The 20,050-nt window shown below is 71.5% G+C and carries 19 protein-coding genes; 7 read left to right on the forward strand and 12 right to left on the reverse strand.

Annotated features, from left to right (window positions below; genetic code table 11):
- Positions 1-118 precede the first annotated feature (118 nt).
- Positions 119-1,492, forward strand: coding sequence for a cryptochrome/photolyase family protein (locus ACWCV9_RS30095; RefSeq protein ID WP_450791246.1), 1,374 nt, complete (start codon positions 119-121; stop codon positions 1,490-1,492).
- Positions 1,493-1,528: 36 nt separating this feature from the next.
- Here the strand turns inward: ACWCV9_RS30095 and ACWCV9_RS30100 are convergent, their stop codons facing one another.
- The 3 genes from ACWCV9_RS30100 to ACWCV9_RS30110 form a co-directional block, all read right to left on the reverse strand.
- A complete protein-coding gene (locus ACWCV9_RS30100; RefSeq protein ID WP_450791395.1) occupies positions 1,529-2,434 on the reverse strand; it encodes a MerR family transcriptional regulator in 906 nt (301 codons plus the stop codon).
- A gap of 187 nt (positions 2,435-2,621) precedes the next feature.
- Positions 2,622-3,218 (reverse strand): RNA polymerase sigma factor, encoded by a 597-nt coding sequence (locus ACWCV9_RS30105; protein WP_450791247.1) that lies wholly within the window; start codon positions 3,216-3,218, stop codon positions 2,622-2,624.
- A 192-nt stretch (positions 3,219-3,410) separates the two neighbouring features.
- Complete coding sequence (locus ACWCV9_RS30110) at positions 3,411-3,854, reverse strand: flavodoxin family protein (RefSeq protein WP_450791248.1); 444 nt, start codon at positions 3,852-3,854, stop codon at positions 3,411-3,413.
- Between the two features lie 205 nt (positions 3,855-4,059).
- On the opposite strand from ACWCV9_RS30110, the gene ACWCV9_RS30115 reads away from it, so the two are divergent.
- Together ACWCV9_RS30115 and ACWCV9_RS30120 are read left to right on the forward strand one after the other, a co-directional pair.
- Positions 4,060-6,156, forward strand: coding sequence for a CHAT domain-containing protein (locus ACWCV9_RS30115; RefSeq protein WP_450791250.1), 2,097 nt, complete (start codon positions 4,060-4,062; stop codon positions 6,154-6,156).
- Positions 6,157-6,342: 186 nt separating this feature from the next.
- Entirely contained in the window at positions 6,343-6,591 is a 249-nt protein-coding gene (locus tag ACWCV9_RS30120; RefSeq protein WP_450791252.1) for a hypothetical protein, read from the forward strand.
- A gap of 31 nt (positions 6,592-6,622) precedes the next feature.
- Here the strand turns inward: ACWCV9_RS30120 and ACWCV9_RS30125 are convergent, their stop codons facing one another.
- Positions 6,623-7,516, reverse strand: coding sequence for a LysR family transcriptional regulator (locus tag ACWCV9_RS30125; RefSeq protein WP_450791253.1), 894 nt, complete (start codon positions 7,514-7,516; stop codon positions 6,623-6,625).
- A 101-nt stretch (positions 7,517-7,617) separates the two neighbouring features.
- Here ACWCV9_RS30125 and ACWCV9_RS30130 point away from each other — a divergent pair, with 101 nt between their 5' ends.
- Complete coding sequence (locus ACWCV9_RS30130; RefSeq protein ID WP_450791255.1) at positions 7,618-8,724, forward strand: alcohol dehydrogenase catalytic domain-containing protein; 1,107 nt, start codon at positions 7,618-7,620, stop codon at positions 8,722-8,724.
- Between the two features lie 54 nt (positions 8,725-8,778).
- Here the strand turns inward: ACWCV9_RS30130 and htpG are convergent, their stop codons facing one another.
- On the reverse strand, positions 8,779-10,689 hold the full coding sequence (gene htpG, locus ACWCV9_RS30135; protein WP_450791256.1) for a molecular chaperone HtpG: 1,911 nt from the start codon (positions 10,687-10,689) through the stop codon (positions 8,779-8,781).
- A 199-nt stretch (positions 10,690-10,888) separates the two neighbouring features.
- Here htpG and ACWCV9_RS30140 point away from each other — a divergent pair, with 199 nt between their 5' ends.
- Positions 10,889-11,251, forward strand: coding sequence for a hypothetical protein (locus ACWCV9_RS30140; RefSeq protein WP_450791258.1), 363 nt, complete (start codon positions 10,889-10,891; stop codon positions 11,249-11,251).
- A gap of 204 nt (positions 11,252-11,455) precedes the next feature.
- Here the strand turns inward: ACWCV9_RS30140 and ACWCV9_RS30145 are convergent, their stop codons facing one another.
- Complete coding sequence (locus ACWCV9_RS30145; protein WP_450791260.1) at positions 11,456-12,448, reverse strand: ArsR family transcriptional regulator; 993 nt, start codon at positions 12,446-12,448, stop codon at positions 11,456-11,458.
- 158 nt (positions 12,449-12,606) lie between these two features.
- On the opposite strand from ACWCV9_RS30145, the gene ACWCV9_RS30150 reads away from it, so the two are divergent.
- A complete protein-coding gene (locus ACWCV9_RS30150; RefSeq protein WP_385846436.1) occupies positions 12,607-13,152 on the forward strand; it encodes an RICIN domain-containing protein in 546 nt (181 codons plus the stop codon).
- Positions 13,153-13,301: 149 nt separating this feature from the next.
- Here ACWCV9_RS30150 and coaD read toward each other — a convergent pair whose 3' ends face one another.
- The 6 genes from coaD to ACWCV9_RS30180 all read right to left on the reverse strand — a co-directional run bounded on the left by coaD (position 13,302) and on the right by ACWCV9_RS30180 (position 18,426).
- Positions 13,302-13,739: a pantetheine-phosphate adenylyltransferase gene (gene coaD / locus ACWCV9_RS30155; protein ID WP_450791262.1), complete on the reverse strand. Its 438-nt coding sequence runs from the start codon at positions 13,737-13,739 to the stop codon at positions 13,302-13,304.
- A gap of 14 nt (positions 13,740-13,753) precedes the next feature.
- On the reverse strand, positions 13,754-14,491 hold the full coding sequence (locus ACWCV9_RS30160; RefSeq protein ID WP_450791264.1) for a GNAT family N-acetyltransferase: 738 nt from the start codon (positions 14,489-14,491) through the stop codon (positions 13,754-13,756).
- Positions 14,492-14,645: 154 nt separating this feature from the next.
- On the reverse strand, positions 14,646-15,173 hold the full coding sequence (locus ACWCV9_RS30165) for a hypothetical protein (protein WP_450791266.1): 528 nt from the start codon (positions 15,171-15,173) through the stop codon (positions 14,646-14,648).
- A gap of 177 nt (positions 15,174-15,350) precedes the next feature.
- The gene (locus ACWCV9_RS30170; protein WP_450791397.1) at positions 15,351-17,144 is read right to left on the reverse strand and encodes an ATP-binding cassette domain-containing protein; all 1,794 of its coding nucleotides are present in this window, start codon (positions 17,142-17,144) and stop codon (positions 15,351-15,353) included.
- Positions 17,145-17,263: 119 nt separating this feature from the next.
- Complete coding sequence (locus ACWCV9_RS30175) at positions 17,264-17,722, reverse strand: NUDIX domain-containing protein (protein WP_450791268.1); 459 nt, start codon at positions 17,720-17,722, stop codon at positions 17,264-17,266.
- On the reverse strand, positions 17,719-18,426 hold the full coding sequence (locus tag ACWCV9_RS30180; RefSeq protein WP_450791269.1) for a hypothetical protein: 708 nt from the start codon (positions 18,424-18,426) through the stop codon (positions 17,719-17,721). The genes ACWCV9_RS30175 and ACWCV9_RS30180 overlap by 4 nt, the downstream gene beginning before the upstream one ends.
- 628 nt (positions 18,427-19,054) lie before the next feature.
- On the opposite strand from ACWCV9_RS30180, the gene ACWCV9_RS30185 reads away from it, so the two are divergent.
- A complete protein-coding gene (locus tag ACWCV9_RS30185) occupies positions 19,055-20,038 on the forward strand; it encodes a sigma-70 family RNA polymerase sigma factor (RefSeq protein WP_450791271.1) in 984 nt (327 codons plus the stop codon).
- The last annotated feature ends 12 nt before the right edge of the window (positions 20,039-20,050 follow it).

Raw genomic sequence — 20,050 nt, forward strand, 5'->3', positions numbered from 1 at the left:
CGCCCCCGCGGATGCGCACGCACCCGAACGGGGCCGTCGGCGGCCCGCCGCATCCGCCACCGGCCGACGAGGCGAAACCATCCGAGAGTCACCTCATCGGAAGCGGAAGTGAGCCCCCATGCAGACCTCGGTCGTCGTGTTCACCTGTGATCTGCGCCTGTCCGACCACCCGCCGCTGCACGCCGCAGTGCAGGGAGGAGGCCGGGTGGTACCGCTGTTCGTGCGGGACCCGGCCGTCGACGCAGCGGAGTTCGCCGCGCCGAACCGGCTCGCGTTCCTCGCCGACTGCCTGCGGGACCTCGACGCCCGGCTGCGGGAGCGGGGCGGCCGGCTGGTGCTGCGCGAGGGCGACACCGTCGCGCAGGTGTGCCGGGTGGCCGCTGAGACGGACGCCGACGAGGTGCACATGGCCGCCGACGTGAGCGCCTTCGCGCAGGCCCGCGAACGGCGGCTGCGCCGGGCGCTGGAGGCCGACGGGCGGCGCCTGTACGTACACGACACGGTGAGCACCGCCGTGGCCCCGGGGGCGGTGACGCCGGCCTCCTCCGGCCACTTCGCGGTGTTCACGCCGTACTACCGGCGCTGGACCGAACACGGCCTGCGGGACGTGCTGGACGCGCCGCGCAGGATCAGCGTGCCGGAGGAGGTGGGTTCGGCCGCGCTGCCGGAGCGCGGCGAGGTGAGCGGCGTGTCCCCCGGACTGTGCGCGGGCGGCGAGACGGTGGGGCGGCGCAGCCTCACCGCGTGGCTGCGCTCCGGCGTGGCCGGCTACGAGGAACGGCACGACGACCTGGCGGGCGACGCCACCTCCCGGCTCTCCCCCCATCTGCACTTCGGCACCCTGTCCCCGGTCGAGGTGGTGCACCGGGCGCGCAGGGCCGGCGGGGCGGGGGCGGAGGCGTTCGTACGGCAGATCGCCTGGCGCGACTTCAACCGCCAGGTGCTCGCCGCACGCCCCGACGCCGCCGCGCACGACTACCGCACGCGCCGCGACCGGTGGCGCGCCGGCAGGACGGCGGAGGCGGATGCCGAGGCGTGGCGGGAGGGCCGTACCGGCTACCCGATGGTGGACGCGGCGATGCGACAGCTGCGCCAGGAGGGCTGGATGCACAACCGGGGCCGGCTGCTGACGGCGAGTTTCCTCACCAAGACGCTGTACGTCGACTGGCGGGTCGGGGCCCGGCACTTCCTCGGCCTGCTCGTCGACGGCGACGTGGCGAACAACCAGCTGAACTGGCAGTGGGTGGCGGGCACCGGCACCGACACCCGGCCCAACCGGGTGCTGAACCCCGTCGTCCAGGGCAAGCGGTACGACCCGGGCGGAGCGTATGTACGGCGCTGGGTGGAGGAACTCGCGGACGTACCGGGGGCCACCGTGCACGAGCCGTGGAAACTCCCCCCGCGGGAGCGATCCAGGACCGGTTACCCCGAGCCGGTGGTGTCCCTGGCCGAGGGTCTGGAACGCTTCAAGCGGGCCCGAGGGCGATCCTGAACCTCCCGTGTCGGTCCGCTCGCGGTGGCCGTCCGCTCACCCCCTGCTGGACAGGGCGCGCAGCGCCTCCACCGCCTGCGCCAGCCCGGCCGGCCTGAGAACGCCGGCGGGCCGGGAGGGGCTCCAGCCGGGTCCGCCCAGCAGCACCGCCGGACCCCGCCGGGTCCCCTTCATGCCCCAGCGGAGCGCGGCGACATGGCGGGCCAGGGCCGGGTCTGCACTCGCGCTCGCCTGGGCCCACAGCACGACCGCGGCCGGGCCGAGCCGGCGTACCGCCGCGTCCAGCGCCTCGGCGGGCACCGCGGCGCCCAGCATCCGCACCGGCAGGCCCTCCCGGGCGAGCGCCGCGTGCAGCGCTTCCAGGGGCAGGGTGTGCTGTTCGCCGGGGGCGCAGGCCAGCAGGAGGCAGCCGGCCGCGGCGGAGGCCGCGGGGACGGCGGGCGGCGCGCTGCGGCGCAGCGCGGTGGAGACATGCCAGGACAGCAGGTGCTCCACCTCCACGTACCGGTCACCGGAGGAGGCCCAGCGGCGTCCTACTGCGTGCAGGGTGGGCACCATCACCTCCTGCCAGGCGACGACGAGGCCGTGGCGCTCGACGGCGGCGGTGAGCTGCTCGTCGAGCGCGGGGGCGTCCAGCCGTACGGCGGCGCGGGCCAGGCCGCGGCACTCCTGACGGACGTCACCGAGCGGCAGCGCGCCGGCGGCCCGTGATCGCCCCGCAGGTGGTGGGGGCGCGGGAGCGGCGGCTTCGGCCGGGACGGACGGGGCGGCGGTGGCCGTACGGGCGGCGCGGGCCGCGTCGGCGGGCGGGATGCCGGTCGCCGTCAGCCGGCACATCTCCTCGACCGTCAGCACGTCCGCCGCCGTCCAGCGGCGGTGGCCGCCCTCGGTGCGTACGGTCGGTCCGATGCCGTAGCGTCGGTCCCAGGAGCGCAGGGTCATGGGCGACACGCCGAGGCGGCGGGCCAGTACTCCGGTGCTCAGACCGGCATCGCCCGGCACGGCGGGCTGCTGGGCGGAAGGCTGCTGGGCGGAGTTCACGGCGGTCAAGTGTTCCCCTCTTCACGGTCGCCGGCGAGTTCACGGTCTGCGGCGAGCCGGAGGGGAGCCGCACCCGCGAGCCATTCGGTCAGTGTGCCCGCTCCCCCGGCTCGACCGTCAGGCTCCGGCCGAGGCGCAGGAGACCGCGCCGGGCGTGGCTCTTGACCGTACCCAGCGGCCATCCGGTGACGTCGGCGATCTGGGTCTGCGTCAGGTCGCCGTAGAAGGCCAGGCAGAGCACCCGCCGCTGGGCCTCGGGCAGGCGCCGCAGCTCGCGGGTGACGTCCACACGGTTCAGGACCGCGTCCTGCGCGTACGACGGGTCCGGGACACAGGCCGATGCACGCGCCGCCGCCGTGGCGACGTCGGCACGCCGGGTGCGGGCGGACAACGCGTCGGCGATCTTGCGCCGTGCGATGCCCACGAGCCAGGCGGGCAGCGGCCCACGGCCCGGAAGGTAGCCGTGGCGGCCCCGCCAGGCGGCGAGGAACACCGTCTGGGTGACGTCCTCGGCTTCCGCACCGTCCCCCAGCGACTGCCGCGCCAGCGACAGGACCAGGGGACCCCAGCGGCGGTAGACCGCCTCCATGACGTCCTCGTCCCCCGCCGCGAAACGCGAGGCCAGCTCGGTCTCCGGGTCCGCCATGGGCGCGGGTGCGGCTTCGGTGACAGCCAGTGCGGTCATGTGGCCTGCTCCTTGTCCGGTGGCTCCCTGCCTCACGGCCACGCTCCGCCCGCCCCGCCGGATCGGCAACTCGCATCGAATCTGCATCGGATCCCCGGAGGACTTCATTCCCCGTTGAACGGTCGGATGCGGGTCGCCGCCCATGGTGCGGGCGGCGCATCATCGACCCCGGGCGAGCGGGCCGGACACGTCCTAGACGGTGCGCCTCAGCTTCTCGGCGAATGCGCGTGCCGCCGCGAGATCCGTGTGGTCAGGTCGCCCCTTGCGGATGCCTCCGACCAGTTTGAACGGGGCCCAGGTGTCGAAGCCGCGGCAGGAGAAGGTGTCTTCCACCGCCAAGCCCTTGTCTTCCAGCAGTCGCACCATCGGGCCGAAGCGAGGCGAGGGCAGACCGCTTGTCGCGAACACGAACGCCCGTCCCCGCCCCTGGGGAAGCGCGGCGGCGAACTCGCGCAGACGCGGGTGGAACTTCTGGAGGAAGATTCCCGAGCCGAAGCCGACGAGGTCGTACTCCTCCAGGCTGTGGGCCTCTTCCGGCTCCACCACGGGTGCTCCCAGTACCTCGCCCATGGCCTCGGCGATCCTGCGCGTGTTTCCGTGCGACACCGACGTGCAGATGATCAGGGTTTTGCCCATCGTTTTCTCCCTCTGCCGTTGTTGCGCCTGCCTCATCCGAGCACACGGGGGCCGTCGGGTTGCGAGCGGGGTCACAGGGTGCGGTACCGCCGTCTGCGGGAGGGACGGGCAGGCGTGAGAGGATGCGGGGAATGTGCCTGGGCCAGGCCATGGAGAGGTCGACGGGCTGCCATGGCATGGGCAGCAGGGGGCGGTGGGAGGGCTGATGCGGCTTCGCGAGCTGTTTCCCTCCGTGGCCGCGCATGTGCCGGCTGGGGCAGAGCTGTCCGGGCACCTCGGCGATCCGCCCACCGTCCTGGCCGTTGCGCAGATACTGCGCGAGCAGCAGCACCGGCTGTCGGATTCCCCTCGCCTGCTGGAGCAGTTCACTCTCGGCGTGTTGAGTGATGTCCAGCGGCTGCGGGCTGCCGGCCCTGCCGTGCCCGAGCCGGCCTGTGTCGCGCTGGCCATGCTGACGTGCTGGGTTCCGGCGCGGCGCGCGTTCGAGCACGCGCAGCCGCTGGAGATGTGGCGGTGGCTGCACAGCGCGTTCGGCGCGCCCGTCACCCGGGAAGCCGGCACCGCCGACATCGACCTGGCGCCGTTGGACCGTGCCCTTCGAAGCGACACATGGACTGCGCTGGTCCAGTCTGCCTTGATCATGCTGGCCCCGATCCTGTTCCACCTGAACACCACCGCTCAGACGGCCGAGGAACTGGCCCGGCAGCTGTGCCAACCCGTCCTCGGCCTGTGCCGGGCCCTGCTCGCGAGGGGCGACGTGTTCGTGGTGGAGGCGGCCGTGCATCTGGTGAAGTACCTGGTCCGGCAGGAGCAGCGCGACGACGCCCGTGAACTGGGGCACGCCTTGGAGGAGCTGCTGTATGCGCGTCCCGGCCATCCCCTGGCGGGTGCCATCGCCGTACTGCTGTCCGGTGAGCAGCCGTCGATCACCTACCTGCGGCCGGACCGGATCGCCCAATGGGCTCTCGGCCGCCTTACCCTGAACCCGTACACCGTGCTGGCATTGAGCACGAACACGGCGGTGCGGATGGGCGCTGCCGAACTGACCGCGTTCTTTCCCACGGTCCTGTCCCGGCTGGAGACGGTGGTCGGCCTCGTCGAGCAGGAGGAGGACGCGGCGCAGCGATCGCGGGACCGGGGCACGGTGTGGTCCATGTCCGGGCCGCTGGTGCACTCGCTGCTCCAGGCAGGCGACGTCGAGCGTCTGATGCAGTGGTTGTCGGTCTGGTACGGCGTCGGGCCGGGAGAGCGGCGCAGCGGACGGTGCATCGTGCTCGCTGCCGGAGGCGGTCGTGCCTGGTACCGGCCGCAGACGGCTCCCAGCTCCGGGGACAACGCCGCGCTGGTGCGACTGACCGCGGCGATGAACGCAGCCCTCGGTCAGAGCCTGGTCACGACAGGTCTGGCTGACACGGCGCTGACGACTCCCGCGACCGGCCGCAAGTCCTTCGCCTTTGCAGGCGAGTTGGAGGACGCACTGCTCGCCTACCTCGACGTGGCCGACCTGGCGGAATACGCGGGCAGCGAGAAGGCCGAGGCGTTCGTGTCGACGCTGCCCGCGTTGACACCGGTCCAGGCGCTGCTGGCACGCCGGAGCGGTCCGGTGCTTCCGCTGGCGGTCAGTCTGCGCCAACCGCTGCCGGACCGCTCCGTCGCGGCGGTGCAACTGTGGTGCGGGGACGCTCCCTTCGCCCGCGCGGAGGCGGAGGTACTGAAGACGGTCTTCTCCTACGCGGGGATCCGCTGCGATGTCGTGGACGGCGACGAGGTGACCTGCGCCCACTTCCTGGCCTCGTACCAGCGCGACGACTACGACGTGCTGTGGGTGGCCGCGCACGGACGGCACCCGCTGCTGGATCCCGACCACTCCGCGATCGTGCTGACCGCCACCGAGCAGGTGCCGCTGGAGGACCTGGCAGCCGCTCCCCTGCCGTCCACGGCGGGGCGACGCCTGCTCGTTCTCAACACCTGCGACAGCGCCGCAGCCAATGCCCAGGGACCTTACGACGACCACGGGCTGGCCCGTTCCGTCGCCGGCCCCCGGCAGGCCGTCATCGGGCACCTGTGGCCGGTCCCCGGAGGAGCTGCCGTCGTCTTCGGCGCCCTCCTGGCCTGCGAACTGGCCGACGGATCGGAGTTCGCGCAGGCCTTTGCGGAGGCCCTGCGGGGGCTCCAGGACCCCTGGCCCGAGCTCGCGCGCCGGCTCGGCGACCGGGGCCTCGGCGCCCAGATCGCCGAGGCCCTGGACGACTTCCGCGATCCCACCCTGCTCGACTGGGGCAGTCCGGCCTTCCTCGAGTAGGTGGTCGACACAGCTGCCGGTCTCCGCGTCGCGTGCCCTGCCCGACGGTGACCTCCGCGACGCTGCCGCCCCCTGCGGGTTCCAGTGCCACCGGCCGATCGCCCGGAGCCGCGATGCCCACGACGGCCGTACCCGATCGGCCGATGAGTGAGATCGCCGGCTGAGCACGCCCGCCCTCTAGGATCCATGTCTGTGGCAGAGGTCCCCGATGAGCTGATCAGGCTGGAACGACTCGCAGAGGAAGAGCGCGCGAAACTCGCGGGCCTGACCGGCGACGATTACGACGCCCAGTTGCGCCGCTGGCGCGAGGCGTCCGACAGGGTGCAGGAAGCCATCACCTCCTACGCCGAAGCCACCGAAGTCGGCCGCGGCCAGCTGGAGCAGGCCGTGCGGAAGGCCCTACAGCGTACCCAGGAGGACCCGGCCGTCGAGTAACCGCCCGCCTCCGCCCGTCTCCGGGGGCCGGTCAGACGGCCGAGGTGATCGCCCGGGTGACGGCCGTGATCGCGGGGGTGGGGCGGCCGGGGAGGCGCGCCACGAGAACGCGGCGGATCTCGGACGGCGCGCCTTCGACGTGCACCAGGCTCACCCCCGGCGGCAGCACGGGCGAGAGCCGGGACGGCACCGTCGTCACCCCGAAGCCGCCCGCGACCAGCTGGAGTTTGGTCAGCCAGTCGCGTGCGCGGTGGACGATCCGCGGCCGGCCTGGCAGGCCGGGCCAGACGCCGAGCAGTGGCTCGGAGTGCGACGACGGGGTGGCGATCCAGGCGGCGTCGACCAGTTCGTCGACGTGCACCGTGGTGCGGCCTGCGAACTTCCCGGTCGATGGCGTCGCCAGCACCAGTTCGGTGTCCAGGACGGTCTCGACGTGCAGGCGTGGCGACTCGCCGTCCAAGGGCCGGTGGGGTGGGCGGGATGTCAGCACGGCGAGGTCGATCGAGCCCGCCCGCAGCGCGCGGACCAGGGTGGGCGTGGTGCCCTCGGTCGTCGTGACCGTGATGTGCGGGCCGGTGGCCGCGAGGTGGGTGAGCGCTGCGGGCAGGATGACGGCGCCCGCGCTCAGGAACAGTCCGAGCCGCACCGGGTCGGTCCGTGGGCCGGTGCCGGTGAGGTCGGACTCGGCCGCCGCGAGGCACTCCAGGATCGTGCGGGCGTGGCGCAGCAGGGTCAGGCCCGCGGGGGTGAGCCGGACCCCGTCGGGGCGGCGGTCGAACAAGGTGGTGCCCGCGCTCCGTTCGAGGGAGACGGCCTGTCGTGAGACCGCGGACTGCGTGTAGCCGAGCCTGGTGGCTGCCGCGGTGAAGCTGCCGGATTCCGCGATCTGCTGGAGGACCCGCAGATGCGTACTGGAGATGTCCATGCGTCATACGCATACCACCCATGCTTGATCGTCGCTTTCCGCATGTCCGGCGGGCTCCTAGTGTCGAGGTCGACGAGCCCGGAGAACATGGAGGTCATCGCGTGCGAGCAGCAGTACTGACGCGGTTCGGCGCACCGCTCACGGTGCGGGAGATGCCCGACCCGGAGGCCGGCGGGGGTGAGGCGGTGGTCGAGGTACTGGCTGCCTGCGTCCCCCCGTACGCGGCCGAGGTCTTCGCCGGCGAGCGGAACTACCCCCTGGTCCCTCCTGTCGTACCCGGGGTCGGCGCCGTGGGACGGATCGTCCACGTCGGTCCGGACGCCACCCGGCTGCGCCCCGGGGACCTGGTGTGGTGCGACTGCACGGTGCGCTCGCGGGACGACGCCCTCACCCCCGACATCACGCTTCAGGGCTGGAGTTCCCGCGGCGATGGTGGCGCGCGGCTGGCCCGGCACCTGCACGACGGGGCGTTCGCCGACCTCATGCGGGTCCCCACGGAGAACGTCTTCCCGCTGCCGCCCGCCGCCGGGGACGACCCGGCCCGCTGGGCCGCACTCACCGTGCACACCATCTCCTACGGCGGGCTGCTGGCAGGCGGGCTCGCGGCGGGTGAGACGCTGCTCGTCAGCGGGGCCACCGGCAACCTGGGCAGCAGTGCGGTCGCGGTGGCGCTCGCGATGGGCGCCGGCCGCGTCATCGCGCCGGGCCGCAACCAGGCGGCGCTCGACCTGCTCGCCGACCGGTTCGGCCCGCGGGTGCGCCCGGTGCCGCTGACCGGGGACGAGGCCGTCGACCGAGCGGCGATGTCCGCGGCGGGCGGCGGCCCGATCGACATGGTGATCGATCTGCTCCCGCCGAGCGCCCCCACCTCCGCGGTGCGTACGGCGGCCATGACCGTGCGCGAGTACGGTCGTGTCGTCCTCATGGGCGGCGTCGGCATGCTCGGCGGCGACGCCCTCGCCCTCCCGTATCCATGGCTCATGCGCAACTCGGCCACCGTGCGCGGCCAGTGGATGTACCCGCGGGCGGCGAACGTCGGCATCATCCGGATCCTCGCCTCCGGCGCGCTGGATCTCGCTCCCGAACACGTCCGGTCGTTCGGCCTCGATGCCGTCAACGACGCCGTCGCGTACGCCGCCTCACACGGCGGCCCCTTCGACCGCACCGCCCTCGTCCCCGGCGCGTCTGTCAGGCCCGGGAGCAGATGATCACGGCCGCCGACTTGGGGTCGGCGGCCGGTGGTGGGTGTGGTGGGGGCGGATCTACAGAGCCCGTTCCAAGCGGGTCGTCATCAGCTTCACGAAACGGGCCGGGTCCTTCGGCTGGCCGCCCTCCGCGAGCACCGCCAGGCCGTAGAGGAGCTCGGCCATCTCGCCGAGGTCGGTACGGTCCTCGCGCTCGCTGTGTGCCTGGTTGAGGGCCTTCACCAGCTGGTGGCCGGGGTTGAGTTCCAGGATCCGCTTGGCGCGGGGAACCTCGCGGCCCATCGCCCGGTACATGTTCTCCAGGGCCGGGGTGAGGTCCTGGGTGTCGGACACCAGACACGCCGGGGAGACGGTCAGCCGGGAGGTCAGACGGACCTCCTTGACGTCCTCCTCGAGCTGCTCCTTCATCCAGGCGAGCAGGTCGGCGTACTCGGCGGTCTGCTTCTCCCGCTCCTCCTCGGGAGTGTCCTCGCCCGCGGCATCGAGGTCGATGTGGCCCTTGGCGATGGACCGCAGCTTCTTGCCCTCGTACTCGCCGACGGCGTCGGTCCACACCTCGTCGACGGGGTCGGTCAGCAGCAGCACCTCGATGCCCCGGTCCCGGAACGCCTCCATGTGCGGGGAGTTCTCGATGCTCTGCCGGGACTCGCCGGCCAGGTAGTAGATGTCCTCCTGTCCGTCCTTCATCCGGGCCACGTACTGTTCGAGCGTGGTCGGCTCGGTGTCGTGGTGGGTGCTGGCGAAGGAGGCGACGGCGAGGACCGCGTCGCGGTTCTCCGGGTCGGTGACCAGGCCCTCCTTCAGGACGGCGCCGAACTCCCGCCAGAGGGTGGTGTAGCGGTCCTGGTCCTTGGTCCTGATCTCCTTGACCGTGGAGAGGACCTTCTTGGTCAGCCGCCGGCGCATCATCTCGATCCGGCGGTCCTGCTGGAGGATCTCGCGGGACACGTTGAGCGAGAGGTCGGCCGCGTCTACGACGCCCTTGACGAAGCGGAGGTACGGCGGCAGCAGCGCCTCGCAGTCGTCCATGATCAGGACGCGCTTGACGTAGAGTTGCAGGCCGCGCTTGACGTCCCCGGTGAACAGGTCGTGGGGGGCGTGGGCGGGCAGGAAGAGCAGAGCCTGGTACTCGAAGGTGCCCTCCGCCTGGAGCCGGACCGTCTCCAGGGGGTCGCGCCAGTCGTGGGCGAGGTGCTTGTACAGCTCGTGGTACTCCTCGTCGGACACCTGGTCACGCGGCCGCGCCCACAGTGCCTTCATGGAGTTGAGCGTCTCGGGCTCCGGCGCCTCGTCGCTCTCGCCGGTGCCGGCGGCCCCGGCGGGGAGCATGCGGATGGGCCAGGTGATGAAGTCCGAGTAGCGTTTGACGATCTCCCGGATCTTCCACGGGGAGGTGTAGTCGTGGAGCTGGTTCTCCGGGTCGGCCGGCTTGAGGTGCAGCGTCACCGAGGTGCCCTGGGGGGCGTCGTCGACCGCCTCGAGGGTGTAGGTGCCCTCGCCCCGCGACGTCCAGCGGGTGCCGTGCGTCTCGCCGGCGCGCCGGGTCACCAGCGTCATCTCGTCCGCGACCATGAAGCCGGAGTAGAAGCCAACGCCGAACTGGCCGATGAGCCCCTCGGCTCCGGCCGGGTCCTTGGCCTCCCGCAGCTCCTGGAGGAACTTGGCGGTGCCCGAGTTGGCGATCGTACCGATGAGCTGCCCGACCTCGTCGTACGACATCCCGATGCCGTTGTCCCGCACCGTGAGGGTACGGGCGTCGCTGTCGGCGTCGATCTCGATGTGCAGGTCGGACACGTCGGCGTCGAGGGTGTCGTCCCGCAGTTTCTCGAGGCGCAGCTTGTCCAGTGCGTCGGAGGCGTTGGAGACGAGTTCTCGGAGGAAGACGTCCTTGTCGGAGTAGACCGAGTGGATCATCAGCTGGAGCAGCTGACGGGCCTCCACCTGAAACTCATGCGTTTCAGTGGGCATGATCGCGAATACCTCACAGGTCCTGTTGCCGGAACTGATGGCTGCCACTGTAAAACACCACGTCAGGGTAGTGGCCGGAATGGGGGGGTGGTGGCTCGATCCATGCGGTCTCGGCCGGGCTCAGCGGCTGTTCTTGATCTTCTTCATCGTGAGGTGGAATTTCAGGCGCAGGACGGCGGGCAGGCCGCTGAGCTTCTCGGTGAGGAAGGGTCTCGACTCCGGGGATCGTTTCGAGTTCCCGCTGATCATCCCCCGCCGCCTCTCCAGGGCGTACGGCACTTTGGCCCTGCGCGACGAGGCGTACGCGCTGGCCACGGGGGAACGGGCCCCTTCATGGCCGGGCCGGCGCGTCATGTGGGTGCAGGTCCACCTGCACGTGTACTGGGCGGGCAGTGGGATCACCGGAGCCCTGCTCGGCTCCGTGATCCCGGACGCCGCCACCGGTCCGGACTTCGCTCTCTTCGGCGCGGTAACCGCCCGGCTGCTCTTCCCCGATCAGCGGCTCCTGGCCGCCTTCGCCCTGTTCACCGCCGCTCTGCTCGCCCGGCGACTGCCTGCGTGACCTGCCCCTGGCCCAGGTGCGCGGCCTCGCCCCGCTGGGCGCCTGGCGGTCACGGTCGGGCTGCACCTGTGGCGCCGGAACGCGACTCCTGTGCGGGCGTGCAGCCGGACCATGTCCTGTCGGTCCTTGTCCGACGGCTCGTAGCCGAGGTGGCACCTGCGTTGCCGCCTCGGGGCGCGCTGGTCGACACAGACGATCTGGACGTCACACCCGCTGGTACAGGACACGGCGGGAATACCGGGTACGGCTGACGAGCCCGGCTCGGTGCAGGATCTGTAGGTGGTAGGAAACGGTCGCCGGGCTGAGGTACAGGCGTTGAGCGATTTCCGTGCTCGAACGGGGCTGGCTCAGCTGGGCCAGGATGGTGGTGCGCGTCGCGCCGATGAGTTGGTGCGCTCCCGCCGGTGCGAGGCGGTCGGCCTGGGCGGCCGGGTAGATGATCAGCGGATTCCGTGGTGCGGGGGCGCCTGGGGGTTCCGCAGCGCAGAACACGGCCCGGTCGGTGAACGCACTGGGGACCAGGACCGCGGTCTCCGCGTCCAGGGCGAGGCGGTGGCGGCTGCCGGGTCGCAGGTGAACGACCAGTGCGCCATCGCGCCATTCCAGGTTGGGGGCCAGATGGTTGAGCGTCTCCGCGAGTCCGTGCAGCGCGATCGCGGAGGCCCGCGCGGCGACGTCGGCCTCCAATCGGGCCCGGACGGCGGGCCAGGAAGGCGCGAGCGCCGAGCGCCAGAAGCGCGCCATCTCCTCGGTCAACCGCTGGGCGAGGAGGTCCTCGCCCTGTTCGAGAGCCCGCAGGAGGAGCCGGGGTGGCCGACATGCCGGTCCGGAGCCCCAGGAGTGGCCGCCGATGGCCGCGGACAGTTCGTAACGGATTCGTTCAGCAGGGGTGCGGGCCACCTGGTGCAGGGCGGCGTCGAGAGTCATGTCGAGACCCTCCGGCTCGGGTCTGAGGAAGTCGGGGGCGTAACCGAGCGGGCCGCCCCCGCCCACGATCGCCAGAAGCCCCAGTCGCTGCTGGACCAACGCCTCCCTGGCCCTGGACACCCAGCGCGCGCCGAGCCTCTCGGGTGCGTTGCGGAGGCCGAAGAGCAGGTCCTTGGCCGGGTCCAACGGTGACGCGGCGAACCTGACGCCGCCCAAGCCGTGGACGCCGAGGTTGATACGTATCACGAACACCCCCCAACGCCAGTGCATTCGAAAACCATCGAATCATTCGCTCGGTACGGACGACAGGGCTTTCCTGGAAGCACCTCGAAGCCTTCGAGCCGTCAGGCGGCCCATCCCCGGAGCGAGCTGATGCTCCGCCGCCATCGCCGTCGTGACATCCCACCGTTCTGCTGAGGAGACCCCCCATGCGGAAGATCCGACGCGCCCTCGCCATGACAGCCGCGGCCCTCGCCCTGTCGCTGGGCGGCAGCGTCACCGCTGCTCACGCCGACGGCAGCACCGCCTACGGGTGGCAGATCGGACACGACTACGTCCTCGGCTCACACTGGTCGGGCGGCTGTCTCGACGACTCCGACGACTTCGGTCTGCGCACCTATGAGTGCAACCAGAACAGTGTGGACGGTGGCTGGCAGCGTTGGCGCGTCATCAACTGGTCGTCCGGCTACGGTCAGCTCAAGAACGTCAACACCGGCCGCTGTCTCGACTGGTCCTCCGATTTCGGCCTGCGCACCTATGACTGCAACGCCCCCAGCTTCACCAACGGCTACCAGAAGTGGGCGCTGGAACTGTTCACCACCAGCTACGGTGTGAACATCCAGGTGGTCCGCAACGGTATCAACGCCCCCTGGAACTGCCTCGACGAATCCGAGTACGGCGTCCGCGGATACCCGTGCAACGACCCTTCGAAGAACGACGGCTACCAGTCCTGGTGGGTGGACAACGCCTACTGACCGGTCGTTCCGGGACGAACGGGGTACAGCGAGGTGACGGCTTGCCGGCGCCTTCGGGGCTGGGCCAGGACGGGGGTCTGGCCCAGCCTTCCACCTTCCATCCCTCCAGCTCGCCCACCGGCATCATCTGCTTGAGACGACTCGGAACCTCACTCCGAAACGACCGGTTGGGCAGGGTCCTGGTGGCTCATCGTGGTGACGAGGGTGGAGGATATGTGGGCCAGGGCAGGGTCGGCAGCGATGAAGAACGTCTCCACTCCCGCCAGTTCGTGGTTCATGCGGGCCATCGGCATCTCGTAGTCCAGGTCGCGCACGCCACGGACGCCGCGGATGACCACGTCGATTCCGGCTCGGCGGCAGTAGTCGACCAGCAGGCCGCCGGTGTGGGAGTCGACCGTGACATTGCTCAGGTCGGCTGCTGCCGCGCGGAGCCGGTCCAGTCGTTCCGCGATGGGGAAGCGGCCGGTCTTGTTCGCGTTGAACATCACGCACACGACGACTTCGTCGAACAGGCCGGCAGCGCGCCGCAGTACGTCCTGGTGCCCTTGAGTGACCGGGTCGAAGGATCCTGGGAAGAGGGCTCGCATGATGGGGAAGAGTATCAAGCGGCCGGCAGCCGTACGCTGAGTTGGAAACCCAGTTCCTGGAAGCCCAGCGCACGCGCCACACGCTTCGAGGAATGCACCCGTGCTCTCCACTGCGGAAGCAACCCGGCGTCAAGGGCGTGCGCCACCGCCGTGGACGCCACGGCCCGCGCCAGTCCTCGTCCTCGGTGCCCCGGCGCGACGAGCACGCTCAGATGGGCCACCGACTGCGGCCAGACCCGATAGCCGGCCGCGGCGACCACCTCGTCACCTTCACAGAAGACGAAGGCGGGAGAGGTGATGTCCTCCAAACCGCTCTCGTCGGCGTCCTCTTCGCCGGCGCGGGCCAGGAGCCCAGCCGGCTCACCGCCGTCGGCCACCGCCTTCACGGCCGAGGCATCGCCTCGCAACGGCAGAAAGTCGGCGCTGTCGAGATAGAAGAGGGACGCGGGACCGAGGACGTCGAGAACGTCGAGAACGGTCAACACCTCGCGCAGTCGGTCCGCGTCGACGAGCTCCGCCCCTGACAGCTTCTCTGAGACGCCCGCCATCAGCTGGGCGGCCCGCTCGCTCGGCGCGGTGATGATGCCGCCTCCGCCGAGGACCACGATCCCGGTCCACAGCGGCGGACACAGCCGCGAGGCAGGAGAGACCACGACGTTGGCCGTGTGCGGCGAGGAGGGGAACTCGACGGGCTCCGCAGCGAGTTCGGTCCATAGGCGCCGGGCACGGTGCAGCAGGGGATCGGCGGTCATGGCCGTATCGTCGTTCAGTCGCGCGCTCCTGGGCGACTGGTTTACGGAGCTCCGGACGCCCCGGAAGCCCAGGACGCGCCGTCACGCGTTCCGGCGCCCCTCCCCCGCTCCCGCCGTGCAGTAACGGTTCAGCGGGAGCGGGGTCGTGCGCGGGTCAGTTCAGGCCTACGGCCTCGAGCGCCGTCGTCCAGTCGGTGGCGATCGCCTTCTGCGCGGGAGCCAGCTGGATCGTTCCTGCACAGACCGCCTTGTAGAGCTTGTACTCCACGGTGTCCTTGTCGGTGGCGCTGGAGCTTCCCGTGTCGTAGCGGGGTTCGGGCCACAGGTTCTGCGGGCTGGTCGGGTTGCCGCCCAGCGACAGGGGGATGAGGTGGTCCTCCTCGTAGTCCGCGGTGTTGGTGTCGCTGTAGCCGTACTCGGCGATCTGCTTCACCTTCAGGGCGTTGGTGTAGCTGGTGGACGGACGGATCGAGGTGCTGTAGCCGGAGACGCAGATCGTGGAGTGGATCGTGGACTGCGTGACGGCCGAGTTGAGGGCGCCGGGCTGACAGGTGGGGTCCTGGAGCGGCAGGTAGGACTGCGAGCAGCTGGCCGCGTGGGCGCTGCCACTGGTGAGCACGAGACCGCCGGCGGCCAGCGCCAAGGACGAAGCGGCCACGGCGAGTTGACGTATGCGGGACATGGGGACTCCCGGTGGAGTGGACGCACTCCGACGGACGACCGGAGTGTCACTGACATGACAACACCGGGGCATCTATGCGGGTAGACCCTTGAAGTGAACAACTTGTGACGGAAAAGTGACCCTCGTCGGGGGCCGGAAGAAGGCGGGTGCCGCCCGCGGCCGGGCGGCACCCCTGTCTCAGCGGTCCCGGGAGAGTTCCAGGAGACGGGCGAAGGTGCCGTTGGCGGCCGCCAGGTCGTCGTAGCGGCCCTGTTCGGTGATCCGGCCCTCCTCCATCACGATGATGTGGTCGGCGATCTTCGTGTTCTCCAGTCGGTGCGTCACGACGATCGTGATGCGGTCCGCGGCCATCGACTTGAGCGTCTCGAACATGCGGTGTTCGCCCTGCGGGTCCACCTGGGAGGTGGGCTCGTCCAGGATCAGCAGCTCCGGCAGCCGGTACAGGCCCCGGGCGCAGGCCACCCGCTGCCACTGCCCGCCGGACAGCTCCACCCCGCTGAAGATCTCCCGGGCCAGCAGCGTGTCGAGTCCGTCGGGCAGGTCCTCGACCGCCTTGCGCAGGCCGACGGCGTCGACCGCCTGCCAGACCGGATCGTCGTCCTCCGTGCGGGGCTGGCCGAGGGTGATGTTCTCTCGGAGCCGCAGCGGCCACTGCGCGAAGTACTGCGGCACCAGGCCGGTCAACTGCCACACGGAGTCCGGGTCGACACCGGAGAGATCCGTTCCGTTCCAGGTCACCCGGCCCTTGTCGGGCAGGAGGATGCCGGCGAGCAGACGGGTGAGGGTGGTCTTGCCGGAGCCGTTGGTGCCGACCAGGGCCAGGATCTGGCCGCGCCGCAGGGACAGCGACAGCCCGTCGACGGCTGCTCTGTCCTTGCCGGGATAGCGGTAGCTCACCTGTTCCAGGCGGACCTCCTCGACGGGCGCCCGCATCACCGACTCGCCCCGGTTGGGCGCCTGTCGGGCGGCCTCCTCGAAGAAGTCGGCCATGTCTCCGAGATAGAGACTGGTGTGGAAGACATAGGCGGCGCTCCGCACCAGCTGGGTGAGCGCACCGAGGGTGGTCTGTACGGCGACGACCGCGGTCGCGGCGATCGCCAGGGGGATGCGGCCGCCGGCGGCCAGCCAGTACAGCGCCGCCCACGTGCTCACCAGGAACACCCCTCCGCAGGCCGCGGAGGCCAGGGAGATCCGCAGGATCCGCGGGGCCGCGCCGAGGGTACGGGCGTCGGCGCGCTGCGCCAGCGCCCGGTACCAGTACAGCAGGTAGCCGGTCATCGAGTTGGCGCGGACCTCGTCGGCGAACTTGGCGCTGGTGGCCCACCAGCGCATCATGCCGCGGACGTTGCGGTCGGAGATGTTCGCGTAGTGGATCTCGTGGTCCACCCGGGCCGTGAGGACGGCGCCGATCCCGGTGGGGAGCACGGCCAGCAGCAGGAACGGCAGCAGCAGCGGGTCGAGCACCGACAGCACTCCGCACGCCGTGACCATCTTGATCAGGGAGGACAGCAGCTGCTGTGCGTCGCCGACCATCACCAGGGTGCGCATCACCCCCATCTCCGCGGCCTCCTGGCGGTCGTGGAAGCCGTCCTGGCTGTAGGTGGCGGCCTCCACCCGGCAGACCGCCTCGACCAGTGTGGTGTCCGCCTCGGTGGTGAGTCTCGGGGTGAGCCGCCGTTCCCCGTAGACCGACAGGGCTCCCGCGGCACGCACCAGGGCGGCCATGCAGGCGACGACGATCACCGCGGGCAGTGCCGCGTGCAGCCGCGCCGGTACGCTGCCGCCGCTCAGCAGGGGCCCCATCGCGCGGGAGGTGGCGGCGAGCTGGCCGGCCGCGGCCAGGCCGACGGTGACCAGGCAGACCAGCAGCAGGACGACGGCCGCCCGGTCGACGGCCCAGGACATCCGGGCGATCCGCCAGAGCACCGAGGGGATACGGCCGCACAGCCGGCGCAGCGACGCTCCGGCCATCGGGTTCACCGAGTACTGCCCGGTGTACGTGATCTCCGCGGGCGGAGGCGGCGGTACCTGGGCCCGGCCGGGGGCGGCGGTGTGCTGGGCCCGCTTCTGCGGGGGTACGGTCGGTCCGCTCATGCGCCACCTCCGGTCGCGGGTGCGGTGATGTTGGCGTAGAGGCGCCCGGCCGTGAAGTCGGCCAGGATCTGCCGGGTGACGGGGTGGCAGTCCGAGGGCGGCCGGCCGGGGTCGATCCACAGGATGCCGTCGTGTTGGTGCGGTGCGGCGTTGCGGGGTTCGCCCAGCCACCGCTGCGCGGTGAACACCACGGCGATCACCGGCCTGCCATCGGCGCCCAGGTAGTGCACCGTCTGGCAGAACTCCAGGTCCCTGCGGGCGACGCGGACACCGGCCTCCTCAGCCGCTTCGCGCAGCGCTCCCTCGTCCAGGAACTCGCCCGTCGCCGGCTTGCCGCCGATCACCGTGACCTGGTGGGGGCAGGTCGTGGAGCCCGCGTTGTGCCGTACGGCGAGGACGCGTCCGTCGTCGCGCTGGAGCAACACCATGACGTGGTTCAGATGCGTCGTGCTCATGCGGTGCGCGCCTCCAGCCGGGCCGCTGTGGCCCGTCCGCGTACGGCCACCTCGCGGTCCCCGTTCGGCACGCCCCGGGCGACGACGCCTACGGCGTCGAGGGCGGAGAGGCAGCGCAGCGCCGGCTCCTCGGCGGCCGTGGGGGTACGGCCGTAGCCCTCGAAGAACGCGTTGCGCAGGTCGGGGCGGTCGGCCCAGGGGTCACGGGCGAGGGGGGCGAAGTCGGCGACGGCGGCGTGCGGGCGGCCGCGGGCGAAGTCCACCGCTACGAACACAGTGCCCGCGGGATGGCGGGCCAGCAGCCGGTTGCGTTCCTGGTAGTCGCCGTGGACGTATCCGGCGGGCAGCGGTCCGAGGCGGGTGAGTTCGGCGGCGTGCTCCCGTACGGTCCGTTGCCGCCCGGGAACGAGCAGGTCCCCGGCCCGGTCGAGGTGGTCCGCGCCGCTGTCGGCGATGCGGCGGACCTCGCCGGTGGCGTCCATGTGGTCCATGCCGGGGGCGACTTCCCGCAGGGCGCGGGTCTCCCGGGCGAAGGCTCCGGGGCTCGGCGTGAGCTTCAGGTAGGCGCGCCCGGTCGCGCCGGTCAGCTGCCACACCCGGGAGGTGGGGCGGTCATGGGGGACATCGTGCGCGTCCTGCACCGGGCCGAGGGTGCGCTGCGTCCACATCAGTACGGGGGCCGGGATCGGTTGTACGAGAGTCATGCACCCCACCTCTGGTCCGGGCATGAGAGGTCCACGGTGATGGCACGGGCGGCGTCAACGCCGTGCACCGGGTGGGGCCGCAGGGGCGCAGGGGTCTGGACCCGGTGTTCGAAGGCGGGGAGCACGGGGGTGAGGGCGGGCACGGGATTCATGGGTTCCTCCTGCGGTGGTCGTCCGGTCGGGCGACTCAACAACTCCCCTGCTGGGCACGGCGTTACGGCCCGCGCGGGGCGAAGTGTCGAGCGAAGGTTCGATGGGTGGGCGCAGCCCTTGGGGCGCCTGGCGGATGCGGCCGGGACGCGGTGTTCGATCACTCGCACAGGGGGGCGTCACCCGATCGCGGGATTGCTCCGGGCCCGGAGGCTCCCCGAAGGCGGGGCAGTGGCGGGCGTCTCGGTCGGGGTGAGCGTGGCGAGTTGGCCGCTCTTCTTGCCGGGTGTCACGGGGGTGGCCGTGGAGCGTGGGCCGGTTCCGTCGGGCGGGGCAGCGCAGGGGGCACCGACCCCGTCGGGCTCCGTTGCGGGTGCGGGAGGGGCGCCGGGTTGGCCCTCGGCCGCCCGGGTACCCGAGACCTCCGGGACGCGAGAAGAAGAGGAACGTGACGATGGCTCCCGCGAGGAGTAGGCTGATGGGTTCCGCACAGGCCGGTGGCCGGCCCCGGGCCGGGAGGCGGCTCAGCACCGCGCCCGAGCCCGACGGGGAGCCGGACCTGCTGGGGCAGTACCTGAGGCAGATAGCGGGCACGCCGCTGCTCGACGCCGCCGGCGAGGTCCGGCTGGCTCAACGCATCGAGGCCGGGGTGCACGCCCTGGAGGAGCTGGCGGAGGCGGAGGCCGGCACCCTGACGCTGACGCCGGTGAGACGGCAGGAGCTGGAGGACGCCGTACGGGACGGGCAGGCGGCGAAGGACCATATGGTGCGCGCCAATCTGCGTCTCGTGGTGTCGATGGCGAAGCGCCACGCCCATCGCGGGCTGCCCCTGCTCGACGTCATCCAGGAGGGCAACCTGGGCCTGATCAGGGCCGTGGAGAAGTTCGACCACACCAAGGGCTTCAAGTTCTCCACCTATGCGACCTGGTGGATCCGGCAGGCCATCGAACGCGGCGTCGCGACGCACGCCCGCACGGTACGGCTGCCGGTCCATGTCGTGGAGCAGTTGCAGAAGCTCGGCAAGATCGAACGCGCACTCCAGCTACGGCTCGGCCGGGAGCCGAGCGTGGAGGAGGTGGCCCGCGAGAGCGGCTTCGCCGCGGACAAGGTCGGCTGGCTGCGCCGGGTCGGACGGGAGGCCGTCAGCCTGGACACGCCGGTGGACGACAGCGGGGACACGGTCGTCGGAGATCTCATCCCCGACCGTGACGTCCTCCAGGCTCCCGAGGTCGCCGAGTTCCAGGCGCTCGCCGAGGAGCTCAGGGGGGCCATCGACACGCTGGCGGCGCGCGAGGCGCTGATCCTCAGCCTGCGGTACGGCCTGCACGACGGCCGGCAGCGCACCCTGCAAGAGGTCGCCGACCAGGTGGGGCTGCCCCGGGAACGCGTCCGCCAGCTGGAGAAACTCTCCCTGAAGCAGCTGCGGCAGCAGAGCGAGCGGCTCGTGGCGTGGGCGAGCTGAACCGGGTAGGTC

The sequence above is a fragment of the Streptomyces sp. NPDC001606 genome (assembly GCF_053596835.1).

Excerpts from the sequence above, each read along its gene's own strand:
- ACWCV9_RS30095 (WP_450791246.1), top strand. The coding sequence starts at position 119 with ATGCAGACCTCGGTCGTCGTGTTCACCTGTGATCTGCGCCTGTCCGAC.
- ACWCV9_RS30100 (WP_450791395.1), bottom strand. The coding sequence starts at position 2,434 with ATGACCCTGCGCTCCTGGGACCGACGCTACGGCATCGGACCGACCGTA.
- ACWCV9_RS30105 (WP_450791247.1), bottom strand. The coding sequence starts at position 3,218 with ATGACCGCACTGGCTGTCACCGAAGCCGCACCCGCGCCCATGGCGGAC.
- ACWCV9_RS30110 (WP_450791248.1), bottom strand. The coding sequence starts at position 3,854 with ATGGGCAAAACCCTGATCATCTGCACGTCGGTGTCGCACGGAAACACG.
- ACWCV9_RS30115 (WP_450791250.1), top strand. The coding sequence starts at position 4,060 with ATGCGGCTTCGCGAGCTGTTTCCCTCCGTGGCCGCGCATGTGCCGGCT.
- ACWCV9_RS30120 (WP_450791252.1), top strand. The coding sequence starts at position 6,343 with ATGTCTGTGGCAGAGGTCCCCGATGAGCTGATCAGGCTGGAACGACTC.
- ACWCV9_RS30125 (WP_450791253.1), bottom strand. The coding sequence starts at position 7,516 with ATGGACATCTCCAGTACGCATCTGCGGGTCCTCCAGCAGATCGCGGAA.
- htpG (WP_450791256.1), bottom strand. The coding sequence starts at position 10,689 with ATGCCCACTGAAACGCATGAGTTTCAGGTGGAGGCCCGTCAGCTGCTC.
- ACWCV9_RS30145 (WP_450791260.1), bottom strand. The coding sequence starts at position 12,448 with ATGCACTGGCGTTGGGGGGTGTTCGTGATACGTATCAACCTCGGCGTC.
- ACWCV9_RS30150 (WP_385846436.1), top strand. The coding sequence starts at position 12,607 with ATGCGGAAGATCCGACGCGCCCTCGCCATGACAGCCGCGGCCCTCGCC.
- coaD (WP_450791262.1), bottom strand. The coding sequence starts at position 13,739 with ATGCGAGCCCTCTTCCCAGGATCCTTCGACCCGGTCACTCAAGGGCAC.
- ACWCV9_RS30160 (WP_450791264.1), bottom strand. The coding sequence starts at position 14,491 with ATGACCGCCGATCCCCTGCTGCACCGTGCCCGGCGCCTATGGACCGAA.
- ACWCV9_RS30165 (WP_450791266.1), bottom strand. The coding sequence starts at position 15,173 with ATGTCCCGCATACGTCAACTCGCCGTGGCCGCTTCGTCCTTGGCGCTG.
- ACWCV9_RS30170 (WP_450791397.1), bottom strand. The coding sequence starts at position 17,144 with ATGGCCGGAGCGTCGCTGCGCCGGCTGTGCGGCCGTATCCCCTCGGTG.
- ACWCV9_RS30175 (WP_450791268.1), bottom strand. The coding sequence starts at position 17,722 with ATGAGCACGACGCATCTGAACCACGTCATGGTGTTGCTCCAGCGCGAC.
- ACWCV9_RS30180 (WP_450791269.1), bottom strand. The coding sequence starts at position 18,426 with ATGACTCTCGTACAACCGATCCCGGCCCCCGTACTGATGTGGACGCAG.
- ACWCV9_RS30185 (WP_450791271.1), top strand. The coding sequence starts at position 19,055 with ATGGGTTCCGCACAGGCCGGTGGCCGGCCCCGGGCCGGGAGGCGGCTC.